21 protein-coding genes and 1 riboswitch are annotated in these 19,244 nt (G+C 42.9%); of the genes, 15 read left to right on the forward strand and 6 right to left on the reverse strand.

Annotation, left to right across the window (positions count from 1 at the left end; translation table 11 throughout):
* Positions 1-252: 252 nt before the first annotated feature.
* The 4 genes from ACSVDE_RS07420 to ACSVDE_RS07435 are packed head-to-tail and all read left to right on the forward strand — an operon-like array spanning position 253 to position 3,692.
* Positions 253-1,086 carry an electron transfer flavoprotein subunit beta/FixA family protein gene (locus ACSVDE_RS07420; protein WP_439300292.1) on the forward strand — a complete coding sequence of 278 codons (834 nt, stop codon included), beginning with the start codon at positions 253-255 and terminating at the stop codon, positions 1,084-1,086.
* Entirely contained in the window at positions 1,083-2,117 is a 1,035-nt protein-coding gene (locus ACSVDE_RS07425) for an electron transfer flavoprotein subunit alpha/FixB family protein (protein ID WP_439300293.1), read from the forward strand. Before ACSVDE_RS07420 ends, ACSVDE_RS07425 begins: the two co-directional genes overlap by 4 nt.
* Positions 2,101-3,396, forward strand: coding sequence for an FAD-dependent oxidoreductase (locus tag ACSVDE_RS07430; protein ID WP_439300294.1), 1,296 nt, complete (start codon positions 2,101-2,103; stop codon positions 3,394-3,396). The genes ACSVDE_RS07425 and ACSVDE_RS07430 overlap by 17 nt, the downstream gene beginning before the upstream one ends.
* Entirely contained in the window at positions 3,396-3,692 is a 297-nt protein-coding gene (locus ACSVDE_RS07435; RefSeq protein ID WP_226548971.1) for a 4Fe-4S dicluster domain-containing protein, read from the forward strand. The genes ACSVDE_RS07430 and ACSVDE_RS07435 overlap by 1 nt, the downstream gene beginning before the upstream one ends.
* A gap of 173 nt (positions 3,693-3,865) precedes the next feature.
* Here ACSVDE_RS07435 and ACSVDE_RS07440 read toward each other — a convergent pair whose 3' ends face one another.
* Positions 3,866-4,180 carry a hypothetical protein gene (locus ACSVDE_RS07440; RefSeq protein ID WP_439300295.1) on the reverse strand — a complete coding sequence of 105 codons (315 nt, stop codon included), beginning with the start codon at positions 4,178-4,180 and terminating at the stop codon, positions 3,866-3,868.
* Positions 4,181-4,317: 137 nt separating this feature from the next.
* Positions 4,318-4,476 (reverse strand): YjcZ family sporulation protein, encoded by a 159-nt coding sequence (locus ACSVDE_RS07445; protein ID WP_439300296.1) that lies wholly within the window; start codon positions 4,474-4,476, stop codon positions 4,318-4,320.
* A 117-nt stretch (positions 4,477-4,593) separates the two neighbouring features.
* Between ACSVDE_RS07445 and ACSVDE_RS07450 the strand changes: the two genes are divergently transcribed.
* Together ACSVDE_RS07450 and ACSVDE_RS07455 are read left to right on the forward strand one after the other, a co-directional pair.
* Positions 4,594-4,731 carry a TlpA family protein disulfide reductase gene (locus ACSVDE_RS07450; protein WP_439300297.1) on the forward strand — a complete coding sequence of 46 codons (138 nt, stop codon included), beginning with the start codon at positions 4,594-4,596 and terminating at the stop codon, positions 4,729-4,731.
* Positions 4,732-4,776: 45 nt separating this feature from the next.
* Positions 4,777-5,382, forward strand: a complete 606-nt coding sequence (locus tag ACSVDE_RS07455; RefSeq protein ID WP_439300298.1) for a tetratricopeptide repeat protein — start codon at positions 4,777-4,779, stop codon at positions 5,380-5,382.
* An 86-nt stretch (positions 5,383-5,468) separates the two neighbouring features.
* Here the strand turns inward: ACSVDE_RS07455 and ACSVDE_RS07460 are convergent, their stop codons facing one another.
* Together ACSVDE_RS07460 and ACSVDE_RS07465 are read right to left on the reverse strand one after the other, a co-directional pair.
* The gene (locus ACSVDE_RS07460; protein WP_439301949.1) at positions 5,469-5,657 is read right to left on the reverse strand and encodes a hypothetical protein; all 189 of its coding nucleotides are present in this window, start codon (positions 5,655-5,657) and stop codon (positions 5,469-5,471) included.
* Entirely contained in the window at positions 5,591-5,743 is a 153-nt protein-coding gene (locus ACSVDE_RS07465) for a hypothetical protein (RefSeq protein WP_439302032.1), read from the reverse strand. The genes ACSVDE_RS07460 and ACSVDE_RS07465 overlap by 67 nt, the downstream gene beginning before the upstream one ends.
* A gap of 244 nt (positions 5,744-5,987) precedes the next feature.
* On the opposite strand from ACSVDE_RS07465, the gene ACSVDE_RS07470 reads away from it, so the two are divergent.
* Complete coding sequence (locus tag ACSVDE_RS07470; RefSeq protein WP_439300299.1) at positions 5,988-6,077, forward strand: YjcZ family sporulation protein; 90 nt, start codon at positions 5,988-5,990, stop codon at positions 6,075-6,077.
* Between the two features lie 161 nt (positions 6,078-6,238).
* Here the strand turns inward: ACSVDE_RS07470 and ACSVDE_RS07475 are convergent, their stop codons facing one another.
* Positions 6,239-7,996 (reverse strand): Rieske (2Fe-2S) protein, encoded by a 1,758-nt coding sequence (locus tag ACSVDE_RS07475; RefSeq protein WP_439301950.1) that lies wholly within the window; start codon positions 7,994-7,996, stop codon positions 6,239-6,241.
* A 179-nt stretch (positions 7,997-8,175) separates the two neighbouring features.
* Between ACSVDE_RS07475 and ACSVDE_RS07480 the strand changes: the two genes are divergently transcribed.
* From ACSVDE_RS07480 to ACSVDE_RS07495, 4 genes are read left to right on the forward strand one after another with little or no spacing between them, the layout of a single operon-like run.
* On the forward strand, positions 8,176-9,708 hold the full coding sequence (locus tag ACSVDE_RS07480; protein WP_439300300.1) for a spore germination protein: 1,533 nt from the start codon (positions 8,176-8,178) through the stop codon (positions 9,706-9,708).
* 13 nt (positions 9,709-9,721) lie between these two features.
* Complete coding sequence (locus ACSVDE_RS07485; RefSeq protein ID WP_439300301.1) at positions 9,722-10,918, forward strand: Ger(x)C family spore germination protein; 1,197 nt, start codon at positions 9,722-9,724, stop codon at positions 10,916-10,918.
* Positions 10,919-10,922: 4 nt separating this feature from the next.
* Entirely contained in the window at positions 10,923-11,156 is a 234-nt protein-coding gene (locus ACSVDE_RS07490) for a hypothetical protein (RefSeq protein WP_439300302.1), read from the forward strand.
* A 15-nt stretch (positions 11,157-11,171) separates the two neighbouring features.
* The gene (locus tag ACSVDE_RS07495) at positions 11,172-12,269 is read left to right on the forward strand and encodes a GerAB/ArcD/ProY family transporter (RefSeq protein WP_439300303.1); all 1,098 of its coding nucleotides are present in this window, start codon (positions 11,172-11,174) and stop codon (positions 12,267-12,269) included.
* A gap of 3 nt (positions 12,270-12,272) precedes the next feature.
* Here ACSVDE_RS07495 and ACSVDE_RS07500 read toward each other — a convergent pair whose 3' ends face one another.
* On the reverse strand, positions 12,273-13,316 hold the full coding sequence (locus tag ACSVDE_RS07500) for a DUF2515 family protein (protein WP_439300304.1): 1,044 nt from the start codon (positions 13,314-13,316) through the stop codon (positions 12,273-12,275).
* A 70-nt stretch (positions 13,317-13,386) separates the two neighbouring features.
* Between ACSVDE_RS07500 and shc the strand changes: the two genes are divergently transcribed.
* The 4 genes from shc to ACSVDE_RS07520 all read left to right on the forward strand — a co-directional run bounded on the left by shc (position 13,387) and on the right by ACSVDE_RS07520 (position 19,241).
* Positions 13,387-15,267 (forward strand): squalene--hopene cyclase, encoded by a 1,881-nt coding sequence (shc, locus tag ACSVDE_RS07505; protein ID WP_439300305.1) that lies wholly within the window; start codon positions 13,387-13,389, stop codon positions 15,265-15,267.
* A gap of 165 nt (positions 15,268-15,432) precedes the next feature.
* Positions 15,433-15,626, forward strand: a riboswitch (cobalamin riboswitch).
* A 151-nt stretch (positions 15,627-15,777) separates the two neighbouring features.
* Positions 15,778-16,752 carry an ABC transporter substrate-binding protein gene (locus tag ACSVDE_RS07510; RefSeq protein ID WP_439300306.1) on the forward strand — a complete coding sequence of 325 codons (975 nt, stop codon included), beginning with the start codon at positions 15,778-15,780 and terminating at the stop codon, positions 16,750-16,752.
* Positions 16,712-17,773, forward strand: a complete 1,062-nt coding sequence (locus tag ACSVDE_RS07515) for a FecCD family ABC transporter permease (RefSeq protein WP_439300307.1) — start codon at positions 16,712-16,714, stop codon at positions 17,771-17,773. Before ACSVDE_RS07510 ends, ACSVDE_RS07515 begins: the two co-directional genes overlap by 41 nt.
* Before the next feature lies 1 nt (position 17,774).
* Positions 17,775-19,241, forward strand: a complete 1,467-nt coding sequence (locus ACSVDE_RS07520; protein ID WP_439300308.1) for an adenosylcobinamide amidohydrolase — start codon at positions 17,775-17,777, stop codon at positions 19,239-19,241.
* Positions 19,242-19,244 lie beyond the last annotated feature (3 nt).

The raw sequence follows: 19,244 nt of genomic DNA on the forward strand, positions 1-19,244 counted from the left end.
AATCTTCTATTTTCTTTCATCCAAAATTATACATTAAATGTTTGAATATTTTAAATTTTAAAACGAAAATAGAACAAGATTGATAGGAATGAACTAATTAATACAACTCTAGTCGTATTCCTTTTCCGTGTTTGGTTAGATTTCATCTCTAAAATCAGCATTATCACCATCTCTCGTTAATATAGTTAAAGTGTATAGACAATTCATAAGTACGAGAATTGTACGATTTTCGTAGAAAAGGAGAGGTGTCCAATGCTACATATCGTCGCTTGCATCAAGCAAGTGCCTGATACGAAAATCATCAAGATGAATCCTAAAACCAATACCATGGATCGGGCCAGTGCGCCGGCGATTTTGAACCCATATGATGCTCATGCTGTGGAAGAGGCTGTCAGAATCAAGAAACGATATGGAGGTATCGTTTCTGTATTGACGATGGGACCGCCGCCAGCGGTCAAGGCCATCAAGAAATGTATTGAAATCGGAGCTGATGAAGGCTATATGATTTCTGACCGGAAATTTGCTGGTGCTGACACATTGGCAACGAGTTATGCTCTGACGAAAGCCATTGAAAAGATTTCGAAAATCAGACCTGTCGACCTGGTCCTGTGTGGGAAGATGACCATCGACGGTGATACTGGACAAGTCGGTCCAGGAATCGCCAGGCGTTTGGATATTCCACCTTTGACCTCGGTCAAAAAGGTAGAGGTTATCAATAAAGACGAGGGATATGTCATCGTCCACCGTAAGATTGAAGATGGACATGAAGTCATCCAATCCAGTCTTCCTTGTCTCATGTCCGTAGAGAAAGAAATTAATGAAGTGCCTTATTCGCCTTTTCCGAATATGCTCAAAGCTGCACGATACGAACCACATATTTGGTCAGTCGATGATTTAGAAGAGGTGGACATTAAGCAATTAGGATTGAAGGGTTCTCCGACCATCGTAGCGAAAGTTTGGGCACCTCCTAAACCTGAAGGCGGTAAGATGCTTGAAGGAAATGCGGAAGAACAAGTGAATCAGCTTCTTTCTGTCGTTTTAGAGAAGAAAGAACTGTTCCGTTTGAAAGGAGGTTCTTCATCATGAATTTTGAAGACTACAGCGGTGTATGGGTGTTTTTGGAGGAAGATGGAGATTCGGTCGCTCCTGTTTCTCTTGAATTGTTAGGGGCTGGTAGAAGGCTGGCGGACAAACGAGGCGTTAAACTGGGCGGCATCATCATCGGGAATGATGTGAAGCATCTGTCGACCGTTGCGTTTGAATACGGGGCAGATGTCGTCTATGTCTATGATCAGGAGATTTTCACCCATTACAGGACCGAATCTTACATGAAGGCGTTGCTCCATTGTAGTGAAAAGCATAAACCAGAAATCATACTGTTTGGTGCAACTTCAACAGGAAAAGACCTTGCAAGCGCTGTCGCGACAGACTTACCAACGGGGCTGACTGCTGATACGACCGAGTTGGATGTAGAGGAAGACACCGGGTTATTGCTCGCAAGTCGCCCTGCATTCGGTGGAAATATCATGGCAACGATTTTATGTAAAAAGTACCGACCTCAGATGGCGACAGTCCGTCCGAAGGTGATGAAAGCACTAGAGCCTGAAGAAGGACGAGTTGGTGAGCTCGTCGAGGAATCGATAGACGTTAAGGAAGATGATATTCGTACAAAAGTATTGGAAATCGTCAAAACGACGACAAAGAAAGTGCGAATTGATGAAGCCGATATCGTGGTGGCTGGTGGAAAAGGACTAGGAAGTGCAGAAGGATTCAAGCTGATTCATCAATTAGCGAATACATTAGGCGGAGCAGTCGGAGCGAGCCGAGATGTCGTCGAAGCCGGTTGGATCGAGCACCACCATCAGGTCGGGCAGACAGGTGTTACCGTCACTCCGAAAATATATATAGCGGTCGGCATTTCAGGAGCGATCCAACACCTCGTCGGAATGAAAAATTCCGGTATGATCATCGCCATCAATAAAGATCCGGATGCAGCCATATTTGAAGCTTGTCATTACGGAATAGTGGGAGATGCTTTTGAAATCCTCCCGTTAATGATCAAAGCGTTTGATCAGGAATTGTCCAGGAAGGAGGTCGACCATGCCAGAGAAGTTTGATTGTATCATCGTCGGTGCAGGGCCAGCTGGAATTTCATGTGCTTTCGAACTAGCCAAAGGAGGAGCGAAGGTTCTTCTATTGGAAAGAGGCGAGTACCCTGGATCCAAAAACGTCATGGGCGGTGTCCTGTACAGAAAAATGATGGAGGACGTCATTCCTGATTTCTATAAAGAAGCACCCCTTGAAAGACCGATTGTTGAACAACGGTTCATGATGATGGATAAGGAGTCTGCCGTCACTTTCGGATACAAAGGGATGGAATGGGGGCAAGAACCATATAACAACTTCACCGTCTTGCGTGCCAAGTTCGATCAATGGTTCGCATCGAAGGCGGTTGAACAAGGAGCTTTGTTAGTCAATGAAACCGTCGTAACTGAATGTATTGTTGAAAAAGGAAAGGTCATCGGCGTCAGGACCGATCGACCGGACGGAGACGTATTTGCTGATGTGGTCGTTTTAGCAGATGGTGTGAATTCACTTCTGGCAAAATCACTTGGCTTCCATAAAGAATACAAACCTGATGAAGTTGCACTCGCCACGATGGAAATCTTGAAGCTCGATAAGAAGATCATAGAAGACCGCTTCAATCTCGAACCGAATCAAGGCTGTACAATCGAATTGTTCGGAGATGCCACGAAAGGCATCCTGGGGACCGGTTTCCTATATACAAATAAAGATTCGTTAAGCATCGGTGTCGGAACGTTATTATCCGGATTGATCAAACATAAGATTAGACCATACGAATTATTGGATTACGTGAAAGGTCATCCGATGATCAGACCGTATCTGCAAGGGGGAGAGCAGCAAGAATATTTGGCCCACTTGATTCCAGAAGGCGGCTATAAATCAATGGGGAAAGTCGTTGGTAATGGCGTCATCGTGGTTGGAGATGCTGCACAACTCGTGAACGCTATTCACCGTGAAGGATCGAACCTTGCGATGACTTCCGGAAGATATGCTGCTGAAACAGTCCTGGATGCAATGGAAAAAGAGGATTTTTCAGAGGGGACACTGGATCAGTACCGTGTGAAGCTGATGGCGAGCTTCGTCGGTCAAGATATGAAAAAGTACAAAGACTCCACTCATCATTTTGATAAATTCCCGCAATACTTCGACCAGTATATTCCTATGATGAATCGTGCTGCCAGTCAGATGTTCACAGTGGACGGTACGTCTAAATGGGAAAAGCAGAAGAAGATTTGGAAAGACATCGGATCTCCAAGGGAAAAGATCAAAATCGCCCGGGATATGTACCGGGCATGGAAGGTGATGAAATAATGAGTGAGGAGAAGAAAACACAATCCATTGAAGAAAAGCAGTACCTCGTCCGATTCAACGCAGACACGAAGTCCCATCTTCATGTGAAGAATCCTGAAATCTGTATGACCGATTGTCCAGATAAGATCTGTACACTTTTTTGTCCGGCAGAAATTTATAAGTGGGAAGACATCCGGATGCACATCGGATATGAAGGTTGTCATGAGTGTGGGAGCTGCCGAATCGGATGTCCACATGAAAACATCGACTGGGTCTACCCGAAAGGCGGTCACGGGATCATCTTCAGGTTAGGTTAGATAAGGTTGGAGAGCTGGTTCAATAAGAACCAGCTCTTTTTTTCTATCCATCAAAAAAACACCTCATCATAAGGTGTTGCCTTTTTATCAATCAGATACATATGTATTTGTTTATGTACACTATTTCACAAACCACTTCAAAAAGAGAGGAAGGTAGGCTTCATTCTCTTTTTTTATTTAACAATCGTAACCAACTGATCTTCTTTCGCCATTTTCTCCAACTGACTCGTGTAGTCAATGGCTTTATGAATGGAAGAGAAACGTTCAGATACGAAGTAAGGAAGCTTATAATTGAATCCTCCACACTTTTTCGAAGGGAAGACGACCACGTTCCAATGGTAAGCCCCTGTATCTTTATCCATTTCACTACCCTCTAATACAATCAACCAATGTGTACATGTCTCACAATCTACTGAACTACGATCAGATTCTCCGATGGTGATCAGAGCTCTCTGATAAAATTCACCGTAGTTCGGGACGTTCCTCATAGACCTCACTCCCTTGATATTAGAACTGAAAAATTGTCTTATAACAGTATATGTACGACCAAGACGAATGATTATAGAATTGTCAGAAAACATATAAAAAAATGAGATTGACAAACGTCAACCTCATCTCATTCCAATTAATAGAAGAACCCGCCGCCACCTCCGCAGCAGAATCCTCCTCGACGACGTCGAGTACCACCAACGCAAGCAGCTCCTACGATAATCAATAGGATGAACAAGATTACGAGAAGCGCAAAAGTTCTCCCACTGATTCCACCTACAGCATCATCACTCATATTCAAAACCTCCTTTCATATCTACTATATGTGTATTGGATTCGATGTGGACAGGCTATCGAATAGCTACAAGAAAAATGGGCATATATTTTTTCATTTAATTCAGGAGCCTTTATAATGGTTGGCAAAGGAGATGATGTCATGTTGCTTGAAACTATACCGGATGTGCAACTACAGGACCTTGACGGGAAAACTTTTTCAACGGCACAACTGAAGGGCAAGAAAGCACTGATCTTCATGTGGGCATCCTGGTGAAGATGCCGGGAGCAACTGCCTGGATGGCAGGAATTCTATGAGCAAATGGCAAGAGAAGATTTTGAGATTTTATCTGTAGCAGTCGATCTACAAGGTCCTGAAGTGGTCAAACCTTATGTGGAAGGAACCACATTCACGACAGTCGTTGATACGGAGAACAAACTGAGTAGTCTTTTCCAATTTAAAATTGTCCCGAACGGAATTTTTGTAGATGAAAATGGAACGATTAGGTTGATCAAGCAAGGCTTTAAAGTGACGGAGAAAACACATCTCGATGCCGTCAAGCAGTTACTGGACGAAAAAGTAGAAAAGATAGAGTTGGAAGACTCCTATTATTCACCACCATCCCAAGTCGAACAGGTGCAAATCCAACTGGCCGAAACAAAATACAAGCTCGGTATGCAATACTTGAAAAACGAACAAAAGGAAGATGCATTGAAGGAACTGGACGAAGCCCTTCAGTTAGATCCGGATAACTTCCTTATTCGAAAGCAAAGATGGTATATCCGCCACCCTGAGAAATTTACGGATAAGATCGATACCGACTGGCAACAAACGCTTCTGAAACAAGAGAGGGAAGAAGAGGCGAAGAAGAACGGTGAGCTTGATTGTGGTCCTGAAGGGTGTGAAATCCCAGGAACCAGTCAGTAGTCTAAAATCAATAAAACCTGAATTCTATGTATCTAGAGGACTCTTCAGAGTTCCTCTTTTTTTTATGAAATGATTATAAGATTAAACTAATAACGGGCGAAGAAAGTCTTGATTCTCATGAAACGATACATGATTCGTGCATGTCGACCTACCTCTGTGTCATATTGCATTTCCTCTCGTAACCTCTCCATGAATTCCAGGTCACATTCTAAACAAGGTCCATACATTTCATAACACTCATCATGTATTTTACAAGCAGCATCAACATCGTTAATTGGAAACCCTGGTCCGCTGCAGCCGGGTCCACAATATCTGTAACCTGGAAAAATACAAAAACCCTTCTTGGTTCGCCGATCTTCAAACATTTTTTGAACCTCCCTTGTCACCTACTAGGTATCTATGAACTAGTAATACTATATGACTTGTCCAATGGGATGGATTGTTTGAACACCTAACAATTCACGGAAAAGACTGGCTCTTAATGAAGATTTGCAAAAAATGTGTACAACCTTCTAGTACACTTGTCCAAACAAAAGTGCCAGACATGCATACGGTGATAATAAGAAGTAAACCTTCTTTAATTCACTGGAGAAAGGAGTTTTTTTATGTCATACGGACGTGGAAATGGTTTCGCTTTGATCGTCGTATTGTTTGTCCTACTCATCATTGTAGGGTGTGCTTTCGTAAGCTGGTAGGACCTTTCCTGTAGAAGTCAGGTGAGGTAAGTAAAGAGGGTGGCTATCATAGTCACCTTTTTCTATTCTTAAATGAGATACATGTGAGGAAGTTGCGGTGATTTTTTACATAAAAATGCTCCATCAGCGTGTAGGCCGATAGAGCACTATTATTTTTACCATTATTCTTCTTCAAATAGCCTCTCTCCGCGTTGTAGCCTCATCGCAATGGTAGCCATGTGTGGCATTTCGCGGGAAGTTGGAGCGTGACCTGCAAGATAGCGGGTGACAGCAACAATCAACGTTTCCTGAGCCCGTTTTGCGAGAGAACTTTCATCCTTTTCCCATTCATCATGTTCCATTAATGCTGCTTCATACATTTGGAAAGAGTGGAATTCAGCATCCTCCCGTAATAAAGCATGCCCTAATGTATTGAAGAGACTTGATTTATCACCATTATTGGAAAGATAGGTCACCACCCATTTCGCAGCCTCCGTAACTTGCTGCTGCTTATTCATAAGATCCAGCAGTTCAGATAGGTTATCAGAATCTAACGGCTCGTCGGTCGGTTTCGGCTTTCTTGCTTTCGGCATGTTCAAAAACCGGTCCAAATAAACGCTCATCGCCGCATGGAAAACACCGCGTGTCAATTCAACCGTTCTCGAACGTTTCAACGATTGATGCACCGCATGCGCATGGGTGAAAGTGTGCAATACTGTAATCCAATCGCTGAAATCATTCTGCGTATGAAAATGGGCGATCCGTTCGGCTGCTGCTAATGAAACCAGCTGCGCAAGTCTCTCAGGAGAAAGACCACTTTCTAATGATTCCATCATAACCTGTACGGTTTCCACAGGTCGATCAGATAGGATCTGCTCAAGAATCGCTTCTTCATCAATGGATGTCTCTGATCCTTCATTTTTTAGAATATCAGGAAGTTTTTCAAACGCTTGGTGTAAGGGTTTAACCAAATTGACCGGCGATTGCCAACTGTGTGATTCTTCACTTCGAGTTACATTCGAAATCCCTGGTAAGAGGGAAGAAAGAATGTACGGACGAGATTCATCCCCGATATGCTCCAATATTTCGAACGCTTTGTTATGGAAATCAAGGGTATGTCCGGCATTGATGTAAAAGTGGTCTGTAACAGCAGTCATCATCATATCTGAAATCTGTTCATCGGACCAACACGTTTCAATTGCAGTCAACAGTACTCGTTCAGCACCTTGCTGGTCCCGGACTTCGACACAATGTCGATACCATTTCATCAATTGTTCTTTCGTTTGATTTTCTCCAAGATCGGTTTGCGGCAAAGAGCCTAACAAAAAACGTGTCCCCATCCCTGAACTTTCTCTTGCAACATGTACCAATCCTTGATACAACGCTAAAATCTGACCTGTTTTATCAAGTTTGGGCAAGACGTTCGTCATGGCTGTCAAAATTGTCAAACCTGATCTCCAGCCACTTTGCCGATGTTTCGTGCCGAACTCAATTCCTACTTTGGAAATTTCAGTAGGGGACACGCCTGCTTCGACCAACCCGACGACTGCCTTGGCAATTACAAGGCTTAAACTTTGTTCTAGTCCTTCTCGTAACCGTCTTTGGAGTTTCTGGATGGTGGTTTTCTGATGAGGGACCGGTACGACATACACTTGATCATTTACAACTTCAACCGGATAAGTCGGTACATCATCTGCCCATGGGTCGAGTGTTCCGCCACTTTTCACATCAAAGCGTGCATGGTGCCAATGACAAGTGAGGATACCATCGCACAAGCTTCCCATATGAAGCGGGAACCCCATATGTGGGCAACGATTATCCACAGCGTGAATTTCTCCATCATGCACAAAGACAGCAATTCCATGATTCCCGCCTTTAATGACTTTTGCGCCTTCTTGTTTCAAATTTTCAATTGATCCTGCTTCGATTTTTTCTTCCAACATGTGAACCCTCCTTTGTTTTTCTACACCTATTAGTTTAAATTAACGATTTTCATCTTGAATCCTTCATAAGTAGAAACATCTCTCATTCAAAAGTCTGAGATGAACAATTTCCAAATAATGCATAAAGGCGAATCTACATGGAAAGCTAAAAGAAATGAACAGCAGGAGAGTTCTTCATGGGCTATCGAAAAAAACCGATCCGAAAATCTTTAGACAAGTCAGAACCTCACGCTTTCGAAGTTACCGATCGACCAAGACCGCTTTCTTCAAACATGGAAGAAAATGTGGAGGTCATTACACAAGCCCTGGGAAACAGTTCCGATTTACAAGTGAAAAGATTCACGCTCATGTCGGCAAAATCGAAGAACGCGTCTCTGATCTTTTTGAAGGGGATTGTAGATGCTTCAACAGTCAATCATTTTACGACGAATTTGGTCATTCAAAGAACGGATGAGGTTACTCAACAATCTAAGGAATTGCCGATCGGTGAACTTGAACAGTTTGAGAATCTGAATGAATTAATACAATCCATCCTATCAGGTGATGCGGTATTACTGATGGAGGGTGAAGAGCTTGGTTATGTAATTGATGCGGACAATCAAAATTTCAGAGGTGTTCAGGAGTCTACGGCTGAACCTGTGGTCCGGGGACCGAAAGAGGCCTTCACGGAATCCATTGAACTGAATACAGCTATGGTTCGGAGAAAAATCAGAGATCCGAACTTACGGGTCAAATCCAAGGTCATTGGACGCTCCACCCGGACAGATGTAGCAGTCTTGTTTCTTGAAGGAGTGGTCAATGAAAAGATCGTAGAAGAAGTCAATCAACGGCTTGACCGGATCGACATCGATGCGATTTTAGAAAGTGGAAACATAGAGGAATTGATAGAAGATGAGACGTATTCACCGTTTCCAACTACATTCAATTCTGAAAAACCGGATGTCATCGCTGCTGGATTGTTGGAAGGCAAAGTCGCCATTATTGTAAACGGATCCCCATTCGTCTTATTGGTTCCAGCCCTTTTCGTACAATTCTTCCATTCAGCAGAAGATTCCTACCAGCGGTGGGACATATCAAGTTTACTGCGATTATTAAGGGTTTTCAGCTTCTTCGTCTCCTTGCTTGGGCCTGCTTTTTACATTGCACTGAGTACATTCCATCAAGAGATGTTGCCGACGAATCTGTTGATCAGTCTTGCTGCACAAAGAGAAGGGATCCCTTTTCCAGCCATTTTCGAAGCGATTTTAATGGAAGTGACGCTTGAGATACTGAGAGAAGCGGGAATTCGATTGCCTGTCGCTGTTGGACAGACGATATCCATTGTAGGGGCATTAGTCGTTGGACAGGCAGCTGTGGAAGCTGGCTTCGTTTCGCCTGCCATGGTCATCGTCGTTTCCATCACAGCGATTTCAAATTTCATCATTCCTTCGTACAATTTGGCCATTTCAATCCGTATACTTCGATTTTTATTTATGATGTTTGCTGCTACATTCGGTCTTTATGGAATAGCTTTAGGATTATTCGCGCTTTCCTTACATCTCTGTAGCTTACGTTCATTTGGTATTCCATACATGTCGCCATTGGCACCATCAAATTTGCAAGACCAGAAAGATACCCTTATCCGTTTGCCACAAAATCTTTTATTCACTCGACCTAAACTGTTGAGTCAGAAGGATGTCGTCCGACAAAAGACAAAAGGGTCAAAATGAAAGGGAGATCGTGATGAAACTGAGATTGATCGTAGTCTATATTTCCCTTCTCATCTTAAGCGGGTGTTGGAACAGCAGGGAATTGAATGAAATTGGAATAGCGGTGGGTTTAGGAATCGATAAGACAGAAGATGATCAAGTTCTTCTCACTGTCCAACTGGTCAATCCTGCTGAAATCTCGACAAAACAATCCGGTGGATCACGTGCACCGATTGTAACGTATCAAGAAAAAGGGGATTCACTGTTTGAAGCCTTACGAAGGATGACCAAAACCGTCCCTCGTAAAACGTATTTTCCACACCTACGGATGCTCGTAATTGGAGAGAAGGCTGCTGAAGAAGGTATTGCCACTTCGCTAGATTTAATGGAACGTGATCAGGAATTCCGACCTGATTTTTACGTCGTCATTGCAAAGGATCACGATGCACAAGACATTCTTGATCTCTTGGTACCTGTCGAAAAGATTACAGCGCAAAACCTTTTTACCAAGCTGGAAACTTCATCAAAAGTTTGGGCACCTACCGCCGCTTTGAAATTCGGAGATTTGCTGGATCAGTTTACAAGCCAGGGTAAGCATCCTGTCATCAGTGGTGTACAGATTATAGGGGATGAGAAAGCAGGAAAACAGATGGAAAATTTACAGTCAGTAGATCCATCGACGAGACTTCAATACAATGATTTGGCAGTTTTTGAAGGGGATCGATTAAAAGGCTGGCTGGATGAGTCTCAGAGCAAAGGGTACAACTATATCATCAGTGATGTCACCAGCACAATTGTGAACATTCCTTGTAAGGAAGAAAAGGACAGCATATCCATAGAGATATTGAATACAAATTCAAAAATGACCAGCAAAATGATGAATGGTCAGCCTCATATGGAGGTAAATGTAAAAGCTACTGGGAACGTAGGAGAGGTCGAGTGTCCTATCAATTTGCAGACTTCCGAAACGATCGAGCGATTGGAGAAGCAAACCGAGAAAGATATTGAAATGCAAATCAACCATGCAATCACTGTAGCGAAAGAAGATTTCCAGCTTGATATTTTTGGTTTTGGAGATGAGATCCATCGTGCACATCCTGCTTATTGGAAACGCATCAAATCAAAATGGGATGAAACTTTCGTCGATATGCCAATTAACGTCAAGGTTGAGGTGAATATCCGTCAATCCGGAAGAAGAAGTAATCCATTCATCAATAACTTGAAGGAGTAATCCCATGTGGAATTTCTTATTCATTTTCATTGCAATCATTATTATTATCGGTATGGATGGTGTTCCCTTATGGAAGGTACGCAACAAAAGGGCATTGTTGGTATTCGGGGTTACATTGTGTATCGGTCTCGGATTGTTGATCTATCAGAATACGGGAAGAATGATTCCATCACCATTATTATGGATACAATCGATATTAAGTCCGATCACAGAAAAGTTTTATGAAATCTTCAAGTAACAAAGGAGGATGGAGATGATTGAAAAGGGAAAGATCAGTGTCCGCCAATTTACGATCCTCGTTCTTTTTTATGTCATCGGAACAACGATTTTGGTCATTCCATCTATCCTTGCTACTAATGCGAAACAAGATACATGGATATCCGGCTTAATCAGTTTAGGGATAGGGTTATCTGTAACCCTCTTATATTATAAGCTTGCATCAAAGTACCCAGAGAAAAATTTTGCGGAGATCCTGGAAGCCCTCTTTGGGAAATGGATCGGAAAGATCGTCTCCATCATTTACCTCATCTTGTTCGTGTTTCTGCTTTGTGTTTTTGTACTTAGGGACATAGGGGATTTCATGGTGACGGTGATGATGGTCGAAACACCGATACAAGCTATCCATATCAGTTTTCTACTTGTTGTCATCCTAGCGGTTCGACTAGGGTTGGAGACGTTTTCCCGTGCTGGTGAATTATTTCTTCCCTGGGTCCTTCTGTTATATTTTGTTTTATTGTTCACGATTGCTCCTCAAATCGACATACGTAAGGTACAACCTGTGTTAGAGAACGGACTCAAACCGGTCCTTCATGCAAGCTTTTCCTTTCTCACATTTCCTTTTTTAGAACTCATCGTATTCATGATGATCATACCGTATGTGAACCGACCTGAAAAAACGAAGAATGGAATGTTGATCGGCACAATGGTTGGTGGCGTTCTTCTTATACTTGTTTCATCAGTTTCTATACTGGTTGCTGGAGTAGAAGAGACGACAGAAAGCATATATTCAAGTTATGACCTTGCAAAACAAATCAATCTGGGAGGATTCTTCCAACGAGTTGAAGCGATGGTGGCATTCATTTGGTTTACAACGGTCTTCATGAAGCTGACGATCTTAACATACGTCGTATCGCTAGGGCTCGCACAGACACTCGAAATCAAGGATTATAAAGTGCTGACTTTGCCACTAGGATTGCTTATGTACGTACTGGCAAATAATATTTTTCCAAATGTGGCATTTCTCATTGAGTTCACCGAAACGATGCAAATTTACGTATTTCTGTTCGGATTTGTGTTTCCTCTCATTTTATGGGGCGTTTCCCTCGTAAGAAGAGAAGATACACTAAATTGAACCTCACCTACGCTCAAATATCGCTTTCTTTGTGTATACCGCAAGGCTGAGTTTTTCCAGTGAGCTGCAGTAGTTCTTTTTAACACTGTTACTCTCATCTCCAAGTGTTGGAGAAAACAAGTCATTCGGCAATGCTCCTTGGTACCAATCGTGAATCATTGGAGCTTCATGGTCCACATCAGGCCATACATATTGAAGTTGTGGACTGTAAAGTTTCGGGACACCTTTTTTCAAGTTGCAGGATTTGATTTGTGGGTTGAATAGTCTACCTGGCAAGGAAACTTTCACATCATGGAAGAGGTGTGGCCAGAAGTCTTTTCTTGATGCCGTATGATTTTGTTTGAAAGCCCAGTTGAGTACGGATTGTAGGTGACCTGAAGACTGGAAAAGAATCGCATACAGACATTTTCCGATGCTGATTCGTTCCTCTAGGGACGTAAAATCGTGAACGATGCGACCAAGTAAATTAACTCTACTGGATCCTTCTTCATAGGGAAATAGAATGTAGTTGAGATTCAACAGGTCTTGGAGGGCAAACGATGTTTTGTCCATGATCTTCACTTTATATTCTTCATTCTGGATAATTCTTGTTTCAATATAGTTCTGTTCATTGATGATCAGAGCGATGGTCAACTTGGACTGATCCTCGTCGCGCCAAAAGTCATTCCAGTTCTTTTCCATGAAACGTGAAACATGAAAATGATGAAGTAATGAAAACAAAGGAGCTCGCTGTCTCTTACTAGCTTCATAAAGCAATAACTGAGGAAAAGCATCCTGGAAAATCAACCAATTTCCCCGTTCAAGCCACATGAAATAATGAGTCCTTTCCTCTTCAGAAAGAAGCTTAGGAAGAAATTCTCCTTTCAGATCCGTCATATTCCAACCAGCATTTCTCGAGACCATGTGGGCAAGGAAAGACCAGTCAATTTCAGGGTTCCTTCGAAAATAGTCCAAGTAAGCCATCGTCCTGGTTACGTTGTTTACGTTCAATGCTTTGGTCTCTTGTTGGATGGAGTGTACAAGCTCCATATAATGAGAATCATGCATATTTGCACCTCCTCTAAGTGTGATGTCCACTCAAACCTCTGAATAAGATGGTGAAAGGAGGTTGATGACGTTGGTAGATAACATTGAACAAGAAATGGAACGGATCGTAGCCAAATTGTTGAGCAATCAATCTTCAGATGGATCTTGGAATTATGCATTTGAAACGGGTATAGCGACCGATGCCTATACCATCATTTTATTACGAAGTTTGGGAATACATGAGGAGGGTTTCATTCAGTCGTTAAAGGAAAGACTCCTCCGAAAGCAAGAGGGAGATGGATCGTGGAAACTGTTCAAGGACCAACCGAATGGAGACTTGTCATCGACTATTCAAGCCTATAATGCCTTACTCTATTCAGGCTATGTAAAGAAAGATGATCCCTATATGGAGAAGGCTTCATCCTTCATAACACGAGAGGGAGGTATAGAGCATGCTGGTACATTTACGAAATTCCTGCTCGCTCTTACAGGACAGTATGACTGGTCTTCCATCGTATCCATGCCGATTGAGATTATGCTTTTCCCCTTAAAAGCTCCATTAAATTTTTATGATTTTTCTGTATTCGGGAGAGCGAACCTTGCCCCCGTGTTGATTCTTAGGGAAAAGAAATTTCAATTGCCAACTTCATATACTCCAGATCTTAAGCATCTGTATACATCTGAACAAAAGAGAACGAGTGTATCTCAGACGAGAGAATGGCGTGGCATGTTAACAATAATCAATGAACAATTACAAAAATTATCAGAAACACCTGAGAAACTGAAAGCAAAAAGCATCGAAGCGGCTTTACAATATATGCTGAAACGAATTGAACCTGATGGAACACTCCTAAGCTACTACAGTGCGACCTTTTTCATGATCTTTGCTCTGTTGTCGCTCGGTTATCCTAAAAATCATCCATTAATCATCAACGCATGTAGAGGTATTTTCAGCATGGCGGATCATATGGATGGAACCATCCATATGCAATATACGACTGCAGATGTGTGGAATACTTCCTTGATCAGTCATACGCTACAAGATGCTGGTTTGTCTTACACAATACCAGCCATACAAAAAGCGAATCAGTATTTATTGACCCGTCAACAATACAAATTCGGTGATTGGGTGTTGAACAATCCAGACACCATTCCAGGAGGATGGGGTTTTTCCAATATCAATACAATCAACCCAGATGTAGATGATACGACCGCAAGTCTACGTGCCATTCGAACGCAAGTGTCCGAAAATCCCTCCTATCAGCAATATTGGAAGAGCGGCCTGAAATGGATACTGTCGATGCAGAATCAGGATGGTGGGTGGCCTGCTTTTGAAAGAGGGGTTGATAAGAAATGGTTGGCGCTTGCTCCCATTCAAGGAGCGGAATACCTTCTCCTGGATCCCTCTACTGCAGATTTGACAGGGAGAACGTTAGAGTTTCTAGGGAACTATACGCAATTGAATAGAAATCATCCCGCCATCAAAAAGGGGCTGAAATGGCTCGCACAAAACCAACGTGAAGATGGTTCCTGGTATGGGAGGTGGGGCATCTGTTACATCTATGGGACTTGGGCGGCTCTGACCGGCATGGCTGCATGTGGAAAAGGTAAGGATGATAAGACCGTAAAGCGAGCCGTCGATTGGCTTTACTCCATACAAAACCAGGATGGCGGATGGGGGGAGTCCTGCAATAGTGATATTGAACGAAAATACATCCCCCTTGGAGAAAGTACGTTGACACAGACCGCCTGGGCTTTAGATGCTCTGATTTCGATATCAGACGTCCCAAATGCGAAGATAGACAATGGCATCGATTTTCTAGTCAGAAATGGCAATAAAGAAGGATGGACCGAACAATACCCGAAAGGTCAGGGGATGGCAGCTGGATTTTACATCCACTACCACAGTTACCGGTATATTTGGCCACTTATGGCATTGAGTCATTATCGGAACAAGTATGGGTTGGTATAGGTGCTTAGGAGGGTGGTCCTTACTCAAAGATCACTCTCTTACCGTTCACAATGCTCATTAATAGTTGTAGGAATAGTAGACATCGTCTATCAAATTTTTACACAATCTACGAAAAAAGGTTGCTTTTGAACCATCAGTCTGGTGTATAATCGATATTAGGAAAATTTCATACATAAAGAAATTGGTGAGTTTGATGTTAGAACATCAAACTCTTAAAAGGGAAGTTGGTGTAATTCCAACGCGGTCCCGCCACTGTAATTGGGAGTGAATCTGCGATTAGCCACTGTACGGTCAAGTACGGGAAGGTGTAGACCACAATGACCATGAGCCAGGAGACCTGCCATTTCTGCAAGCACTTGAAACCTACGCGGATAGGGAGGTGTGTCACGGATATTTGATTGCTCTGCACGATCACTTGTTCAATACGACATCTTCATGTTCTTACGTGGAGATGTTTTTTATTTTGCAGAAAATGAAAGCGTACTACACTAACATTCAGGAGGATTCTTCATGAAAAACGTATTATCTATCTTTCTATCATTATTTCTCGTCCTTGGTTTAATGGCAGGCTGTAATGATGAACCAACTCAATCTGAAAATGGTTCTTCGAACGATCAGACTGCAGAACAGACAGATGAAGCTTCTTTTCCAGTAACGATTAAAGATGCCGCAGATCAAGAGGTGACGATTGAGGACCAACCAAAAAACATCATCTCTCTCATACCGAGTAATACAGAGGTTGCTTATGAATTAGGTTTAGGGAAAAAAATCGTCGGGGTTTCTGACTATGACAACTACCCTGAAGAGGTAAGTGAAAAAGAGAAGGTTGGAGGTCAAGAACTGAATGTGGAGAAAATCATCTCCTTGAATCCTGACCTGGTACTCGCACATGAATCTGGTGTCCAAATGGCATCTGATGCGATTCAACAGCTACGTGATTCTGGCATCGCAGTCATCGTTGTGAATGAAGCGGCAAATTTCGAAGAGGTCTATGACTCTATTGAAATGATCGGTAAAGCAACTGGTGAAACTAGCAAAGCCGATACCATCATTGAAGACATGAAAACAAAAGTGGAAGACATTAAAAAGAAGGTAGCGAAAATAGAAGATCAGAAATCTGTGTTCATCGAGGTATCTCCAGAGCCGGAAATCTATACACCAGGTAAAAACACGTTCATGCATGAAATGCTCCAAATCATCAATGCAGAAAATGTTTCAAAGGATATAGATGGATGGGCCAAAATCGACCAAGAGACGATCATTGATAAGAATCCAGATGTCATTATTACCACCTATGGCTATTATACAGAGAATCCAAAACAACAAGTGTTACAACGAGAAGGATGGAGCAATGTGACAGCTGTTGAAGAGGAGCAGGTATATGATGTGCACTCTGATCTGGTCACTCGGTCAGGTCCGAGATTGGTTGAAGGAGTAGAGGAGCTTGCAAAATCGGTCTATCCGGAAGCGTTTGGCGAACAATAGACTGCTCGCTTATGCTTGCTCCGTCTTGTTTCTACTGATCAGTATGGTGCTCGGAATCTCAATCGGAACCGTGCATGTACCAATTTCAAGCATTATCCGCATTGTAGGTCATGAAATTTTTCCGTTTATATCTTTAGCTCAAGTTGATTCTATGCATACGAACATCGTATTGAATGTCCGGCTGCCAAGAGTGATACTGGCAAGCCTTGTCGGCGCATCTCTTGCTATAGCAGGAGCCGCTTTTCAAGGCTTACTCCGAAATCCGTTAGCTGATCCGTATACTTTGGGAGTCTCTTCCGGTGCATCCGTCGGAGCAGTCGTCACGTTGTTTTTTCAAATATCCATACCATTTGTCGGAGCATTCACATTACCATTATTGAGTATTGTTTCATCGTTTATGACAATCGTCCTTGTTTTAAGTTTTGCTCGTAAAATTGAAAAATCCATGAGAGTGGAAACAATCATATTGACGGGTATCATATTCGGTTCCTTTCTCAGCGCCGTCATCTCATTGATGATTGCACTTACTGGAGATGAATTGAGACAGATCATTGGATGGCTGTTAGGCAGTGTATCCATGCGTGGATGGGTGTATGTCAAGATCATCCTGCCATTCTTGATCATAGGAGCTGGGATACTCCTTTTCAATGCAAGAGAATTGAACGCGATGTCCTTTGGGGAAGAACGGGCACATCATCTCGGTGTAGATGTTCACCGTAGAAAGTTATCGGTGCTGACGGCAGGTTCGATATTGACTGGGGCTGCCGTCGCTGTTTCTGGAACAATCGGATTCGTCGGCCTTGTTATTCCGCATCTGACGAGATTGTTATGGGGATCGGACCACAAGCATCTTCTGCCACTTTCCATCTTGACAGGTAGTGGTTTCTTAATTTTAGCAGATCTTGTTGCTCGGACGATCATATCTCCGACTGAACTCCCGATCGGGGTCATCACTGCATTGATTGGTGCGCCTGTTTTTGCACTGATCTTAATGAAGAGCAGATCAGAAAGAAGTGGTTAATATGTTGAACGTTCAAAATCTGACAGGTGGATATGCTGGCGTACCGATCGTCAAAGATCTATCATTTCGAGTCAACAATGGGGAAATGTTCGGTATACTGGGTCCCAACGGAAGTGGGAAGACGACGTTGTTGAAAATGATCAGCGGAATCTTACCCTTCCAAAAAGGTACAGTTGATATCGCGAATCAACCGATACAATCCTTCTCCGCGAAAGAATTGGCTAAAATCATAGCCGTTCTACCACAGCATTCGAATCAGAGCTTTTCATATTCGGTAAAAGATACGGTCGCGCTAGGAAGGTATGCTCATCAATCAGGTTGGTTCCAAACATGGAGTCCCAAAGATGAAGCAATCGTTCAATCTGTCATGAAGCAAACCGGTATTCATCATTTTCAAAACAAAGATATACAAGCGTTGTCTGGAGGAGAAAAACAACGGGTGTTCCTCGCACAAGCTCTTGCACAAGAACCTCAGATCCTCCTGCTTGATGAACCGACGAACCATTTAGATCTGTCTTACCAGAAAGAATTATTGGATGTGCTGAAAGCATGGACACGAGAAAAAGGATTGACCGTCATCTCCATCTTCCATGACTTGAATCTTGCAGGATTATATTGTGATCAATTGCTGTTGATGGAAGACGGCAAACTGAACATCCATCATAAACCAAATGAAGTGTTAAGAGAAGATCGGGTGCAGGCGGTTTACCGGACGAAAATAAAGAAACAGGCACACCCGAAGGTCCCGGCACCACAAATGGTGCTTCTTCCAGAAAAGCAGGAAGACCGACACATTTTTAAAGTCAATGCAGAGATGTTGAATAGAACCCAAGAACGAATTGTCATCCGAACCCCTCAGCCCATGAAAACCTTATCTTCCGGGGTCATCGGTTCCGGAACGGGTTGGCATGATACGTTCATCAATCGTCGAGTCGGACTCGATTACGATTGCAATGACCATCGGGAGGAAATGCGGCATTATTTGAAAGAAACCGGTTATGAGCCCTCTGATTGTGTAGGGATGATGACAGCAGTCAATCTGGAGGATTTTTCTTACCTCTTCTTGGATGGCGAAGGATTCTCCATGTTCGTCGTCGTTACTGCTGGAGTAGGACATGCCATCGATGCTTCGAAGAGTGGACACCACGAGATGGAATTGCAGCCAGGTACAATCAATACTTGGATTTTTGTGAATGGGAGCATGACCGAAGAAGCATTCATTCAAAGCATGATGACCGCTACAGAGGTGAAAACGAAGGTACTTCATGATCTGGAAGTCCGTGATCCGGTTACAGGGACATTAGCCACAGGGACAGCAACCGACAGCATCTTAATCGCTTCTACCCAGCAGGGAGAAGAGATCGAATTCGGAGGCACCATCACCCCATTAGGAAAAATGATCAGCCAGGCCGTTTACACATGTACAAGTGAAGCAATCGCGCATTATCGGAAAAGAATGGACAATTAAACG

The sequence above is a fragment of the Pseudalkalibacillus sp. Hm43 genome (assembly GCF_051842935.1).
In the GTDB taxonomy this organism is placed as follows: domain Bacteria; phylum Bacillota; class Bacilli; order Bacillales; family Fictibacillaceae; genus Pseudalkalibacillus.

What these genes read in the sequence shown, in the direction of transcription:
- ACSVDE_RS07420 (WP_439300292.1), top strand. Translation starts at nt 253, where the DNA reads ATGCTACATATCGTCGCTTGCATCAAGCAAGTGCCTGATACGAAAATC.
- ACSVDE_RS07425 (WP_439300293.1), top strand. Translation starts at nt 1,083, where the DNA reads ATGAATTTTGAAGACTACAGCGGTGTATGGGTGTTTTTGGAGGAAGAT.
- ACSVDE_RS07430 (WP_439300294.1), top strand. Translation starts at nt 2,101, where the DNA reads ATGCCAGAGAAGTTTGATTGTATCATCGTCGGTGCAGGGCCAGCTGGA.
- ACSVDE_RS07435 (WP_226548971.1), top strand. Translation starts at nt 3,396, where the DNA reads ATGAGTGAGGAGAAGAAAACACAATCCATTGAAGAAAAGCAGTACCTC.
- ACSVDE_RS07440 (WP_439300295.1), bottom strand. Translation starts at nt 4,180, where the DNA reads ATGAGGAACGTCCCGAACTACGGTGAATTTTATCAGAGAGCTCTGATC.
- ACSVDE_RS07445 (WP_439300296.1), bottom strand. Translation starts at nt 4,476, where the DNA reads ATGAGTGATGATGCTGTAGGTGGAATCAGTGGGAGAACTTTTGCGCTT.
- ACSVDE_RS07450 (WP_439300297.1), top strand. Translation starts at nt 4,594, where the DNA reads ATGGTTGGCAAAGGAGATGATGTCATGTTGCTTGAAACTATACCGGAT.
- ACSVDE_RS07455 (WP_439300298.1), top strand. Translation starts at nt 4,777, where the DNA reads ATGGCAAGAGAAGATTTTGAGATTTTATCTGTAGCAGTCGATCTACAA.
- ACSVDE_RS07470 (WP_439300299.1), top strand. Translation starts at nt 5,988, where the DNA reads ATGTCATACGGACGTGGAAATGGTTTCGCTTTGATCGTCGTATTGTTT.
- ACSVDE_RS07480 (WP_439300300.1), top strand. Translation starts at nt 8,176, where the DNA reads ATGGGCTATCGAAAAAAACCGATCCGAAAATCTTTAGACAAGTCAGAA.
- ACSVDE_RS07485 (WP_439300301.1), top strand. Translation starts at nt 9,722, where the DNA reads ATGAAACTGAGATTGATCGTAGTCTATATTTCCCTTCTCATCTTAAGC.
- ACSVDE_RS07490 (WP_439300302.1), top strand. Translation starts at nt 10,923, where the DNA reads ATGTGGAATTTCTTATTCATTTTCATTGCAATCATTATTATTATCGGT.
- ACSVDE_RS07495 (WP_439300303.1), top strand. Translation starts at nt 11,172, where the DNA reads ATGATTGAAAAGGGAAAGATCAGTGTCCGCCAATTTACGATCCTCGTT.
- ACSVDE_RS07500 (WP_439300304.1), bottom strand. Translation starts at nt 13,316, where the DNA reads ATGCATGATTCTCATTATATGGAGCTTGTACACTCCATCCAACAAGAG.
- ACSVDE_RS07510 (WP_439300306.1), top strand. Translation starts at nt 15,778, where the DNA reads ATGAAAAACGTATTATCTATCTTTCTATCATTATTTCTCGTCCTTGGT.
- ACSVDE_RS07520 (WP_439300308.1), top strand. Translation starts at nt 17,775, where the DNA reads ATGTTGAACGTTCAAAATCTGACAGGTGGATATGCTGGCGTACCGATC.